Here is a 13,823-nt window from a genome sequence, read left to right as displayed (position 1 = left end):
CTGTGCGGGTCAGCCGGCGGACTGGGCGAGCTCGTGTGCCTGCCACTCGCCGGGAGACATCCCGTGGAAGCGGGCGAAGGCGCGGCTGAAGTTCGCCGGATCGCGGTACCCGACCTGGCCCGCGACCGCGCCGGGCCGTGTCCCCGCGGTGAGCAGGTCGCGGGCGACGCGCATCCGCGTGGCGTGCCGCCACCCTGCGAACGTCAGACCCGTCTCGAGACGGAACGCGGCGTGTACTCCCGGGGGGACGTCGTCGTAGGCCGCATCGTCGGTCCGGGCGCCGATGCGGCGGAGGTAGCCCTCGGCCGCCGCACGCGCGTGCACGTGCCTCGGCAGCGGCACCGCGCGGGCGCGCTCGACGGCGAGCTGGGCGTCGAAGAGATCGACGACGTGTCGGACGTGGTACCCGTCGGGGTGCAGGAGGGTGTTCGCGCTGACGGAACAGTGCAGGAGGTACGCGTCCCAGCTCGGGGGGAAGCGCGCTCGCAGCGGCTCCGGGACCGCTGCACAGTCCCCGCGCACCTCGCCGAGCGACACAGCGACAGCCCCCGCGGGCAGCACGTTCTCGTACGGCATCCCGGCCGGGAGCCACAGCGCGTCGCCGCGCCGGGTCGCGACGCTCCTGTCCCCGACGTGGGAGCTGCCCTCGCCCCGGTAGATCCAGATGAGCTCGTTCCGGGCGGCGATCCCTCGCGTCCGCACGGTCGGGCCGTTCGGGGGGACCTCACGCACCCCCGCCGGTGCGGACATCGCCGGGGCCTCGCTGCGGTGCTGCATCGCGTAGCTGCGCGGCGCGTCGCCGTAGCGTTCCCGGAACGCGCGGGCGAAGCTCTGCCTGCTGGTGAAGCCGGCGAGGGCGGCGGCGTCCGACACGGACCCTCCGGCGGTGAGGTGGTTGCGCGCCGCCGCCAGGCGCCAGAGTGCTCGCCACTGCCCGAAGGGCAGGCCCGTGCCCTGTAGGAACTGACGGCGAAGGGTGCTCGGACTGCATGCCGTTGCGGCGGCCCACTCCTCGATCGTGAGGTCCAGCGACGGCCGTCGCCGTAGCGCGCGCGCCACGGCGGCCGCTGCTCCCGTCCGTGGGGCGGCAGGCGGATCGTCCTCGCCCGCGACGGCGCCGCCTGGACTGTTCTGTGGCAGCTCCGGCCCTGCCGCGGTGAGGACGGCGAGCAGGTCCGGCCCCGGCCCGCGCGGCTGGTCCTGCATCCGCTGCGCATACTGCGCGACGAGCCAGTCGCGCCAGCGCTCGTCCACCGCGAACCGGACGACCCGGTCGGGCGCCCCCGGCACCGCGACGGCCGGCACCGACAGAGGGAGGGCGAGCGAGTCCGCGTCGGTCCACATCTCGTGGTCGGCGCCGGGCGGCAGCCAGATGCCCGTGCCCTCGTTCACGCGGTGGAGCTCCCCGCTCCCGAGACGAACATGGGCTCTGCCGGTGTGGACCCACATCAGCAGGTGCTCGCGGGCGTGGGCATCCCACCGCGCGACCTTGCGACTGGCGGGGATCGGCGGAGGGACCGCGCTCAGCACTCCGGGATGCTCCTGCGGTTCGGATGACAACGATCTGACCGTTTCCGCACCCATTATGAGGGCACCCTTGCCTAATATCAATTGGTGTCTCCGACCTCGCGCGCCCTCGTCGTGCACCCCGTCACCCTCCGCCAGGTCGAGGTGTCCCGCATCGAGGACGTCACTCCCGGGATGCGGCGGGTGACGTTCACCGGTCCGCAGCTGGCGGCGTTCACCTCGGAGAACGGCCTGCCGCAGCCCGCCTTCGTCAGCGGCGGCTTCGACGACGACATCCGACTGCTCTTCGCCCACCCCGGACAGTCCCGGCCGGTGCTGCCCGTCCAGGCGCAGGGTCGGCTGGACTGGCCGAAGGACGAGCACGCGCTCTACCGCGCCTACACCGTGCGCCGCTTCGACCCCCGCGCCGGGGAGCTCGACGTCGACTTCGTCACCCACGGGATCGGGGTCGCGACGACCTGGGCCCAGCGCGCCCGGGCGGGCGACCGTCTCCACCTCTTCGGGCCGCAGTCGTCCGCGGGCCCCGTGCCGCCGTCGGACTGGTTGCTGGTCGCGGGCGACGACACCGCCCTGCCCGCCATCGGCAGGCTGCTCGAGGAGCTGCCCGAGGACGCCCGCGCGCAGGTGTTCGTCGAGGTCGCCGAGCGTGGGCACGTCCAGCGCCTGCGGGAGCTGCCGGGGGTCACGGTCACCTGGCTCGTGCGTGCGGAGGCAGACGGCATCGGCCTGCTGGTCGACGCCGTCCGCGATGCACAGTGGTGGCCGGGCGCGCCGTTCGCGTGGATCGCCGGCGAGCGGTCCGCGGTGCGCGAGCTCCGCCGTCATCTCGTCGAGGACCGCAAGATGGCCAAGAAGGACATCGACTTCACCGGGTACTGGAAGCGCACCGACGTCGTCGTGCTCGCCGAGGACGCGTCCGTCCCGGATCCCGAGCGCACCACCGACGCCTACGAGAAGTTCCACGAGCTCGCCGATCTCGTACCGGCACTGGCGATCCGGGTCGCGGCCGGGCTGGGGCTCGGTGACCTGCTGGCCTCCGGTGCCGCGGGCGCCGCGGAGCTCGCCGCGCGCACGGGCAGCGACGAGCGGGCGCTGGGCAAGCTGCTGCGCTACCTGAGCACGATCGGCCTGCTCGCCGAGACGCTGCACGACGGCCTGCCCCGCTACACGCTGACCGAGGTGGGCGACTTCCTCGCCGACGACTACTGGGCCGACCTCCTGGACCCGGGCAGCGCGCTGGGCCGGCAGGCACAGGGCATCTTCGGCCTCGCCGAGTCCGTCCGCACCGGGAAGGCTGCGTACGCGTCGGTCACGGGGAGGACGTTCGCGCAGCTGCGCACCGAGCAGGGCTTCTGCGACCAGCTCCTGGACAGTATCGCGGAGGGCGCGGCATACCTCGGGGCGCCGCTGGCGGACTCGGGCGTCTTCGCCGGTGTCGAGCACCTCGTCATCCGGTCCGACGGTGCCGGGGTGGAGGCGCGCGAGATCACCGCCCGGCACCCCGGTCTGCGTGTCACGATCAGCGCGCCGCCGGCGCAGGCCGACTGGCTGCGCCGCGACCTGCCCACGTCTGTCCCCGATGCCGCCCAGCGGGCGCGCATCCACGTCGCGGCAGAAGCCGGGATCGATCCCGCTCCCGACGCCGACGCGGTGCTGCTCGTCTTCGCGCTGGGCGCGCTCGGGGACGAGGCGGCCGCCGCGGTGCTGCGCTCCGCGGCGGCGAACCTTCCCGCCGGTGGCCGCGTCCTGCTGATCGAGGACCTGTACGACACCGACCATGCCGACGAGCACGACGGCGAGGAGGACCTGCTCGCGCTGACCCGCGACGGCACCGGCCTGCGCACCGAGGCCGAGCTGGACGCGATCGTCGCCCTCGCCGGGCTACGTGAGGCCGCCCGGCACAGCTTCGGTTGGGGCACCGTCATCCGCGAGCTCGTCACCCGACGCCCCTAAGACCTCCCCCCGATGGAGAAACGGAAAAAGGACACATGAGACAGCACACGATGCGGCGGCGACTCACCTCGCTGGTCGCAGGCCTGCTCGGGGCCGCACTCGCGCTGACCGGCTGCGCGAGCGGCTCGCAGGCCTCGTCGACGGCGGAGTCGACGCCGTCGGCGGCCGCCGACGCCCCCGTCACGCTCACCACCGCCTACGGCGACATCACGGTGGCGAAGAAGCCGGAGCGGATCGTGGCCCTCGCCGGGCGTCACGTCGAGCTGCTGAACCTCCTCGGTGAGAAGCCGGTCGCATGGGCGGACTACCTGACGACGGCCGAGGAGGTGCCGGAGTACTACCCGTGGATGAAGGGCACCTACACGACCGACCCGGACCCGAAGCTGTTCACGGCGGACTACCTGCCCGCACCCGAGGCGATCGCGGCGCTCAAACCGGACCTGATCCTGACGACGATCTGGCAGACGGACGAGCCGACCTACGCGCAGCTCTCGCAGATCGCCCCGACGTACGTCGGCACCGCGAAGGGCACCAACACCAGCTGGCAGGACGACCTGACCTCGCTGGCCAAGCTGACCCGCCACGACACGGCGATCGTCGCGAAGACCCAGTCCCAGTACGACGAGACCTTCTCCGCGGCCGCGGCGAAGCTGCCCGCCCTGAAGGGCAAGACGTTCTTCATCGCCGCCCTCGGCGAGGGCGATCAGCTCTGGCTGACCGAGTACGCCGCCGCCCCGCTCGTGGCACTCGGGCTCACGCCCGGCCCGGGCCAGCCGACGAGCGGTGCGGACGCCGCGAACGCGCCGAAGTTCTCCCTGGAGAACGTCGACAAGCTCACCGCCGACGTCGTGATCATCGCGACCGAGCACCGCGACCCCAGCGGCGCGTTCAAGGCGAAGCTGCAGGCTGACCCACGGGTGGCGGCCCTGCCCGCCGCGCAGAACAACGCCCTGATCTACCTCGACAGCACGCAGTGGGGCGCTGTGAACGGCGGCAGCGCCGCGAGCGAGGAGTGGTGGCTCAACGGCATCCTCCCCACCCTGGAGAAGGTCAAGTAGGTCTCGGTACCGGAACGGGAACGGGCCCGGTCGTCCACATCGGATGACCGGGCCCGTTCCCGTTCAGTGGCGTTGCGGGGTGAGCCGGGCGGCCCAGGCGTCGAGGAGCGCCTCGGCGGTCTCGGGCCCGAGCAGGGCCAGCGTGACGCCGTCCGGGCCGAGCGTGTACCGGGCGACGATCTCGTAGAGGGGTTCGAAGCCCTCGGCCCGGGTGGGATCGGCCTGTGGCCCGAAGGACCGGGTCAGCAGCACCCCGGGCGACGGCGCCTTGCGCAGCCGGGTGCGGGCGGACTTGTCCAGGTGGCGCAGCAGCTCGTGCCACGGGGCGTACGCCGGCAGCTCCCCGGCTCCTGCGAGGACGGGGTAGACGCTCGTGAGCGCTCCGGGCGAGATCTCCTCGGCGTCCAAATGGGAACGCAGGTCCCACTCGACGTCGATCGTGCGCGGGACGTCCGACCACGCCGCGACCGCGGCGCCGAAGGCGTCCCGCACGGCCGCGGGGTCGACGGTTCCGGACACGGTGCGGGACCCGAACCGGACCCGCGGCGCAGGATCGCCCGGGGCGGGGAGCGCGAGCAGTTCGTCGACCCAGCCCGGGATCGCGGGATCGGACCCGAGGGTCCGGACGGCCTCGGTGAGCGTGGCGGCTGCGGCGGCCACCGACCCGACCGGCCCGGCGACCGCGGACCCGGCGAGGTGCGCGGCGATCCGGGTGGCCACGTGGTGCAGCGTCACGCGGTCGGCGGCGAGGCCGTGTACGGCGACAACGAGATCGGTGCTGTCCTGCGAGGTCACGATCGCGGTGTGCAGAGTGCGGCCGGCCGTCACGTCGATGTGGGCGACGAGCGCGTCGGGCAGTGTGGCGTCGCCCCCGTCGAGCACCGACACGCACCCGGCGGTGAGATCGTCCGAGTACGGGACGATCTCCGTCGTCCACAGCAGCTTGTGGCGCGCGATGACCCGTTGGCGGAGGGCATCGACGTCGCGGAGCACCGCAGCGACCGCGGAGCGCAGCGCCGTGCTGTCGACCGGTCCCGGCAGGGGCACCGCCTGCGTGTGGACGAAGTCGGCGAGGGGCAGGCCGGACAGCCGAAGCCGGTGCTGGGCGACGGTGGGCGCGATCGCGACCGGCTCCACCGCGGGTTCCGCGTCCTCCACCGCGGCGGGTTCCTGCGCCGCGGCGAGTCGGGCCGCCGTGCGATGGGTGAACACGTCCCGCACACCGAGGCCCAGGCCGTGCCCGTGGGCGAGCCGTGCCAGCGCCATCGCGGAGAAGCTGTCCCCGCCGAGGGCGAAGAAGTCCTCGTCGACACCCACCTCGGTGAGGCCGAGCACCTCCGCCATGGCTGCGACCAGCGACCGCTCGACGTCCGTCGCGGGTGCTCGCGACGGCGCCGCCCGCGCGGGATCCGGCGCGGGCAGGGCCGCGCGGTCCACCTTGCCGGTCGGCGTCAGCGGTAGGGCGTCGAGCACCACCACCATCGGCGTGACGTGCATCGGCAGGGTCGCGGCGACCGCGTCGCGGACCGCGATCTCGTCCAACCGGTGCCCCTCGCCCGCGGTCACGTAGCCGACGAGCCGGGTTGCCCGGCCGGTCTCGTGCACCGTCGCGGCAGCATCCTTGACTCCCGGAACCGCGACGAGCGCGGCCTCCACCTCCTCGAGCTCGACGCGGACGCCGTTGACCTGGACCTGGAAGTCGTGCCGCCCGAGGTAGCCGAGCCGCCCGTCCGCATCGCGGCGGGCGAGGTCACCGGTCCGGTAGAGGCGGCCGCCGGACGGGTCGAGGGGATCGGGCACGAAGCGGGCCGCCGTCAGCGCGGGCTGGTCGGTGTAGCCGCGTGCGAGCTGGACGCCGCCGACGTAGATCTCGCCGACCACGCCGTCGGGAACCGGCCGCAGCCACGGGTCCAGCAGCAGTGTCCGGGTGCCCGGCACCGGGGTGCCGATCGTGATCGGGCCGCCCGCCGTCACGGTGGTCTCCGCGAAGGTGACGTCTCCCGCCACCTCCGACGACCCGTAGGAGTTGACGATCGTCGCTGCCGGGGTGGCTGCGGCGATCCGCTCGACGACGGCGGGCGTGAGGGCCTCGCCACTGGAGATCCATCGCCGGACACCCGAGAGCCGGCCGCCGCCGGACTCGGCGACGGCCCGCAGCAGCGTCGGCACGCCTGTCAGCTGGGTGACGCCGTGGCTGGAGACCAGATCGGCCAGCAGGTCGACGTCGACGGTCTGGGCTTCGTCGGCCACCACGAGTGCGCGGCCGGCCAGGAGCGCGGCCAGGGCCTCGGTCGTGCCGTCGACGAAGCCGATCGACGACTTCGCGAGGTGGACCCCGCTGTCTGCGCCCCACAGTCGCACCGCCCAGTCGAGCCGGTTCGCCAGCGCCGCCTGCGTGCCGAGCACGCCCTTGGGGGTGCCCGTGGAGCCCGAGGTGAAGAGCAGGTACGCACCGTGGGAGCCGTGCGGTGCACGGTGGTCGGTCAGGGGCAGCGGGGAGAGCGCCGCGAGGCGTTCCGTCACGGCGGGGGCGTCGACCAGGATCACCTCGCCCGGGAGTGGCACACCGGCACCCTCCGGCCCGGCCGCGCTGTCGCGGCAGGCGAGCACGACGGCCGGTGCGGCGGCGGCGAGCTGGTGCGAGAGCCGGGCCGCGGGGAGGCGGGGGTCGAGCGGGACCATGACGCCGCCCGCCGCGATCACCGCCAGCATCCCGACGACCAGCTCGGGGGAGCGCGGCAGGACGAGCGCGACCCGGACGTCCGGCCCGACACCGGTCGCGACGAGCAGGCGGGCCAGGCGGTGCACCCGGGCGCCCAGCTCGGCGTAGGTCCAGCGGACCTCGCCCTGGACGAGCGCGGGGGAGCCGGCGGACTCGGCGAACCTCGCGGTGAACCGGGGCGCGAGGAGCCCGGGCGGATCGCCGACGGCGGCAGTCTCGGCGTGGGAGGGCGCAGCGCCCAGCGTCGTGAAGGTGGCGGCCCGCCGCTCCCCGCCCTCGACGATCAGCTCGACCACGCGCAGGTAGAGGTCGGCGATCCGGTCGGCGGTGGCATCGTCGACGGCGCCGCGGTCGTTGGTGAGGGAGACCGAGACCGTCTCGTGCAGCGTGACCAGCGCGGTCAGCCGGTAGTGCGGGGCCTGCACGTACTCGACGGCGCCGATGCGGAGCTCTCCGTCGCCGGCGGGCTGCCGCAGGTTCTCGATGGAGAAGAGGGTGTCGAACAGCTCCCGGATCCCGAGTCGGCCGTGCACCTCCAGCAGCGGCACGTGCTGGTGGTCGAGCACCGCGGTCTCCGCGGCGACGAACCGGCGCACCACCTCGTCCACCGTGTCCCGGTGCGTCCAGCGCACGCGCGTGGGCACCGTGTTGAGCAGCATCCCCACGATCCGGTCGATCCCGTCGACGTCCTCGCCGCGGCCCGCCGTGGTGGAACCGAAGACGACGTCGGTGCGGCTCGTCACGCAGCCCAGCAGCACGCCCCACGCCGCGGTCATGACCGCGCCCTCGCTCACCGACCGGGAGCGGGCGTAGGCGGTCAGCGCCGTCCGGTGCTCGGCGTCGAGCGCGCGGCGGCGGCGACCGAACCCGGTACCGTCCCCTGCCGGTGGCAGGTGCTCGGCGACCAGCGTCGCGCCCTCGACGCCGCGGAGGTGCTCGGCCCACGCGTCCACCTCGCGCACCGGGTCGCGGCGGCGGGTCCACCAGCGCAGGAACCCGGTGTGCTGCGGGGCACTCGCCTCCTGGGGGTCACCGCGGTAAGCGGCCATGATGTCGTCCCAGATCAGGGCGACCGACCAACCGTCGGCGACGATGTGGTGGACCGTCTGGACCAGGCGGTGGCGCTCGTGCCCGACGGCGACCAGCGCGTAGCGCATCAGAGGCGGCCGGCCCAGGTCGAAGCCGCGCCGGCGTTCCTCCTCCGCGACCGCGGCCACGTCGTGTTCAGCGCCGCTCAGGGTCCGGAACTCCGGGGCCCCGGTCGCTCCGATCGCCGAGACCACCCGCCCGGAGCGGGTGAGGTGGAAGCCGGCGGCGAGCGCCCCGTGCCGAGTGACGACCGCCTCCGTGGCCCGTTGCAGGCGCGCCACGTCGAGGGGGCCGTCGAGGTCGACGATCTGCTGGACGACGTAGGGATCCTCGCCCGTCGCGGCGACGGAGTGGAAGTAGATGCCCGACTGCACCGAGGTGACCGGGAGGACCTCGCGCAGGCCGGACACGGCAGCGGACATCGCGGCGGCGTCGGCCTCGTCCAGGACCACCAGCGGTGCGTCGTCGAGCTCCTCGACGTCCCGCTCGGGTGCCGGACCGCCACCGTCGAGGAGCTGGGCCAGGAGCCGCGGGGTGCGCTGGGCGATGATGTCGGTCGCGCGGAGCGTGTGCCCCTCGGCCCGAAGGGCGAGTGCCACGGTGACGGCGACGATGCTGTCGCCTCCGAGGGTGAAGAAGTCGTCGTCGACGCCGACCTCCTCGACGTCGAGGGCCTCCGCGAGGATCTCGCAGAGCAGCCGCTGCTCGGGCGTGGTCGGTGCCGTGCGGGTCCCGGGTTCGGGCTCGGTGGGTGCGGGCAGGGCCTTGCGGTCGATCTTGCCGTTCGCGTTCACGGGGAATCGGTCGAGGACCATCAGGGTCGCGGGCACCATGTACTCGGGGAGCCGCTCGAGCAGCCAGGTCCGCAGCTCGGCGGTGTCGATCGTCTCGCCGTGCCCGGTCACGTAGCCGGTCAGGCTCTCCACGCCCGTCGCGCTCGTCGTCAGGGTCACCGCAGCCTGGCGCACGAGTGGATGGCCGGAGACGGCCACCTCGATCTCCTCCAGCTCGACGCGCCTACCGCGGATCTTCACCTGGTTGTCGGCGCGGCCGAGGAACTCCAGGACGCCGTCAGCCGTCCAGCGGGCCAGGTCGCCCGTGCGGTACATCCGGGAGCCCGCCTGTTCCGTACCGCTGTCGAACGGGTTGGCGACGAAGGCGGCGGCGCTCAGCACGGACCGTCCGATGTAGCCGCGGCCCAGCAGGAACCCGGCCGCGTACAGCTCGCCGCCCTCCCCGATCGGGGTGGGGTTCAGGGCCTCGTCGAGGACGTAGAGCTGCGTGTGCGGGTTGGGCCGGCCGATGGAGGTGGCGATCCGCTCCGCGCTGTCGCGGTAGATCACGTGCGACACGCCGATCGTCGCCTCGGCGGGCCCGTACCCGTGGTAGAGCGTCGTGGTCAGCTGCCGCCGGAACCGAGCGAACAGGTCCGGCGTCAGCACCTCCCCGCCGCACCACACGTGCCGCAGGCCGGCCAGCTCGGACGCGGCGCCTGCGGGGCGGGCGTCGTCGAGGGCCAGCAGGACGTCCAACATGGACGACACGAGGTAGACGAACGTCACGCGCTCCGCGGCGATCAGCCGCAGCAGGTGCTCCGGGTCCTTCTCACTGCCGGGGGCCGCGATCACCACCCGCCCGCCGGAGACCAGCGGGAGCAGTATCTCGTTGACGGAGATGTCGAAGGCGAGCGGTGCCTTGAACAGCGACGCGTCGTCCGGTCCGAACAGGAGCACGTGGTCGCGCTGCCACCGTAGGCGCTCGCAGATCGCCTCGTGGCGGATCATGGCGCCCTTGGGAGTGCCCGTCGAGCCCGAGGTGAAGATCACGTACGCCAGCCGCGCACCGGTGATCGGGGGTAGTGGTGGCACGGTCTCGAGACCGTCGTCGACATCGGCAAGGCTCTCGTCGAGGCTCTCGTCGAGGTCGACGACGATCGGATCGACTCCGACCGGCACGTCGTCGCCCGGGGTGACGAGGGCGATCCGAGCCGAGGCCTCGGCGATCACCTGCGCGCGGCGGGCAGCGGGCCACTGCGAGTCCACCGGGGCGAAAGCGCCGCCGGCGGCCATGCTCGCAAGCACGGCGACGACCATCTCGGCCGAGCGGGGCATGCAGATCGCGACGACACCCTCGGTCGCCAGACCGGCGGCGCGGAGCCGGTAGGCGAGCCGCTCGACCCGTGCGTTCAGCTCGCGGTAGCTCAGCCGCCGCTCGCCGTCGACGACGGCGGGTGCGTCGGGGGTGGCGCGAACGGCGGCCGCGAACAGGGCGGGGACGGTCTCGGACACTGCGGGTGACGAGCGGTCGTTCCACCGCTCCTGCAGGGCCGCGACGTCGCCCTCCCCGGTCCGGGCCGGCTCGGTGTCGGGATGTGTGGGGGAGCGCAAGGGTCCTCCTGGACTTGCGCCGGGGCAGCCGTGTCCGGTGGCCCCGGCCACGCCGGTGGGTACTGGCAGGCTGGCCTACGTTGCATTAGCTTTACCTAAGTGAATCACGGTGTCGCTGCGTCACGGAAGCTCTTCCCCCTCACCCGGGCACAGCGTGGGGTGTGGGCGGCGCAACGACTCTTCCCCGCCGCGACGGCGTACCGCGTCGGCCAGTTCCTGTGGCTCGACGGCGAGGTCGACACCGTGTCGTTCGTGAGCGCTGTGGCGGAGGCCTACGCCGAGTCGGACGCGCTGCGGGTGCGGTTCACCGACGGCGACGGCCCGCCGCGGCAGTGGGTCGACGACGTGACGGAGCTGACCACGGAGATCGTCGACACCCCGTCCGACGACGCCGAGATCCGCCGCCGCGTCCGCCGGTCGTTCGACGTCGCCACCGACCTCACCGGCTCCGTCGCGTCCGCCTCGACGCTGTACCGCCGCGCCGACGGCACCTGGGTATGGGTCTTCTCCACCCACCACGTGCTCGTGGACGCCTACGGCATCGGCCTGTTCACCCGCCGGGTCGGGGAGATCTACACCGCGCACCGGGACGGCACCGAGCCGGTTCCGGCGTGGTTCGGTGAGTGGGCGGCCGTCGCCGGCGGCGAGAACGCGCGCGCGGAGGCGGCCGCCGAGGCTCCCGAGCCCTGGGCCGAGGTGTTCGGGTCGGGCGAGGCGCGAGGCCACGCGGTGGGCGTCGACTCGGAGCGGCTGTTCGGGATCTCGGACCAGCGCGCGGCCGTCCCGCTGTCGGCGTCGACCGGCGTCGCGCTCAAGGACGCCGCCCGCCGGGCCCGGGTGAACTGGGCCGCCTACCTGACCGCGCTGTGGGGTGTCTACGACGCGCTCGCCGACGGCCGGCAGGAACTCCTCCTGCGTGTCCCCTTCATGATGCGGCCGGACGCCGCCGCACTCCGCACACCCGGGATGCTGGTCACGACCCTGCCGGTCGCGATGCGTCTGGCGGGGGACTCCACACTGGAGGACGTCGCCCGCACCGTCGCCGATCAGCTCCGGACGACCGGGCGGGACGAGCGTCGGACCGAGGAACAGATCGCCCGGACCTGGCCCGGCGGTGAGCTGGACTACCGGACCCTCCCGCTGGTCAACATCAAGGCGTTCGACTACGAGTCGCGGTTCGGCGGCGTCGTCGGCCGTCAGGAAACGGTGAACGCCGGCCCGGTCGGGCGCCTCGACCTCACGGTGTACTCCGACCCCGTCCACGGGTTCCGGATGGAGCTGGCCGGGAACGAGGCGTTCTCCGACGCGGACCACCTCGCGGCGCGCGCGGACGGCTTCGGACGGTTCGTCGAGGCCGCCGTCGGGCTCGATCCGGGCCACCGCCTCGCCCAGCTGCCGAGTGTGGTCGGCGGATCCGAGCGCGCGCGCGTCGACGCGTGGTCGACCGGGCCGGTGCTCGACATCCCACAGACGGATCTCGACGCGCTCATCCGCGCCCAGGCGGCCCGGACCCCGGACGACCTCGCACTCGTCGACGACGGCGACGGGACGGAGCTGACCTTCGCGCAGTTCGACGCGCGGGCCAACGCGCTGGCCGGACTGCTCGCAGAACGTGGGGTCGGGGTCGGGGACCCGGTGGGTGTGCTGCTGCCACGCTCGGCGGACCTCGTCGTGACCTTGGTGGGGATCATGCGGGCGGGAGCGGCGTGGGTTCCCGTCGACACCTCCTATCCGGCGGATCGCGTGGAGTACGTGTTCAACGACGCCGGGGTGACGGCCGTCGTCACCGACTCCGCGACGGCGGTGGCGCACCGGGACGGGCTCGCGGGTGTTCCCGCCGAACAGGTTCTCCTGGATGACCGGGCGGTCCGGGCCGAGCTGGATCGTGGCCGGGCCACGGCGCCGGTCCTCGCCCGTCCACTGATCCCGTCGGACAACGTCTACTTCGTCTACACCTCGGGCACGACGGGGCGGCCGAAGGGCGTTCGCGTCACGCACCGCGGCATCGTCAACCGGCTGATGTGGGCGCTCTCCGTGCATCACCTCGGGCCGGACGACCGGATCCTGCAGAAGACCCCCGCGACCTTCGACGCGTGCATGTGGGAGTTCTTCGGCGGGCTGCTCGTCGGTGGTGTCGTGGTCGTCGCGCGCGACGAGGGCCACAAGGACCCGGAGTACCTCGCCGACGTCATCGCGCGGCGGCGGGTCACCGTGACGCACTTCGTGCCGTCGATGCTCCAGGGGTTCCTCGCGTCGGAACCGGATCCTGCGCGGCTGACCTCGTTGCGGCAGGTCTTCGTGTCGGGTGAGGCGTTCCCCATGGCGGCGGTGGCCGAGGCCCGCCGGGTGTTCGGCGCGGCGCGCATCGACAACGTCTACGGGCCGACCGAGACCACCGTGGATGTTTCCTACCTGCACATGGACGACCACCCGCTGGGCGAGCACCTGTCCGTCGTGCCGATCGGCGGCACCCCGCCGAACGTCCGTCTTCTCGTCCTGGACGGGTGGTTGCGCGAGGTGGGGCCGGGCGTGGTGGGTGAGCTGTACGTCGGGGGGGTGCAGCTGGCGGACGGGTACGCAGGCCGGTTCGGCCTGACGGCGGAGCGGTTCGTCGCCGATCCGTTCGACCCGGCCGGATCACGGCTCTACCGATCGGGGGACCTCGTCCGGTGGGACGATCGTGGGGCGCTGGAGTACTTGGGCCGCACGGACGACCAGGTGAAGGTGCGGGGCTTCCGGATCGAGCTGGACGAGGTCCGGGCGGTGCTGGAGCAGCACCCCGACGTCACCGGCGCCGCGGTGCTGGCCCTGCAGCATCCCGCCGGGGGCAAGTTCCTCGCGGCGTACGTGACGACGGGGCCCGGCGCGGTCGCGGACGACGCGGAGCTCGGGGAGGAGCTGCGCGGGTTCGCGGGGTCGGTGCTGCCGGACTACATGGTGCCGACCACGGTCACGCGGATCGAGGCGTTCGCCACCACCGCGAACGGGAAGCTCGACCGGGCGAGCCTGCCTGCCCCGGACCTGGGTGCCGGTGGCGGGGCCGGGCGAGCGGCGGAGTCTGCCACGGAACGGGCGCTGGTGTCCGTC

Annotated in this window: 5 protein-coding genes; 3 read left to right on the top strand and 2 right to left on the bottom strand. The window is 73.4% G+C overall.

Annotation, left to right across the window (positions count from 1 at the left end; genetic code table 11):
* Window positions 1-9 precede the first annotated feature (9 nt).
* Window positions 10-1,392: a helix-turn-helix domain-containing protein gene (locus tag PSU4_RS20490; RefSeq protein ID WP_147110841.1), complete on the bottom strand. Its 1,383-nt coding sequence runs from the start codon at window positions 1,390-1,392 to the stop codon at window positions 10-12.
* A 222-nt stretch (window positions 1,393-1,614) separates the two neighbouring features.
* Between PSU4_RS20490 and PSU4_RS20485 the strand changes: the two genes are divergently transcribed.
* Both PSU4_RS20485 and PSU4_RS20480 read left to right on the top strand, forming a co-directional pair.
* Window positions 1,615-3,480, top strand: a complete 1,866-nt coding sequence (locus PSU4_RS20485) for a siderophore-interacting protein (RefSeq protein WP_147110838.1) — start codon at window positions 1,615-1,617, stop codon at window positions 3,478-3,480.
* A gap of 35 nt (window positions 3,481-3,515) precedes the next feature.
* The gene (locus PSU4_RS20480) at window positions 3,516-4,538 is read left to right on the top strand and encodes an ABC transporter substrate-binding protein (protein ID WP_147110835.1); all 1,023 of its coding nucleotides are present in this window, start codon (window positions 3,516-3,518) and stop codon (window positions 4,536-4,538) included.
* Between the two features lie 63 nt (window positions 4,539-4,601).
* Here PSU4_RS20480 and PSU4_RS20475 read toward each other — a convergent pair whose 3' ends face one another.
* Entirely contained in the window at window positions 4,602-10,736 is a 6,135-nt protein-coding gene (locus tag PSU4_RS20475; RefSeq protein WP_147110832.1) for a non-ribosomal peptide synthetase, read from the bottom strand.
* Between the two features lie 99 nt (window positions 10,737-10,835).
* Between PSU4_RS20475 and PSU4_RS20470 the strand changes: the two genes are divergently transcribed.
* Window positions 10,836-13,823: amino acid adenylation domain-containing protein (locus PSU4_RS20470; RefSeq protein ID WP_147110829.1), on the top strand; the 2,988-nt coding region annotated here is incomplete at its 3' end.

Origin of the sequence: Pseudonocardia sulfidoxydans NBRC 16205, assembly GCF_007989085.1 — a bacterium.
Classification (GTDB): domain Bacteria; phylum Actinomycetota; class Actinomycetes; order Mycobacteriales; family Pseudonocardiaceae; genus Pseudonocardia; species Pseudonocardia sulfidoxydans.
The sequence above is the reverse complement of the archived record's forward strand: the minus strand, read 5'-3'. Positions and strand labels throughout refer to the sequence as shown.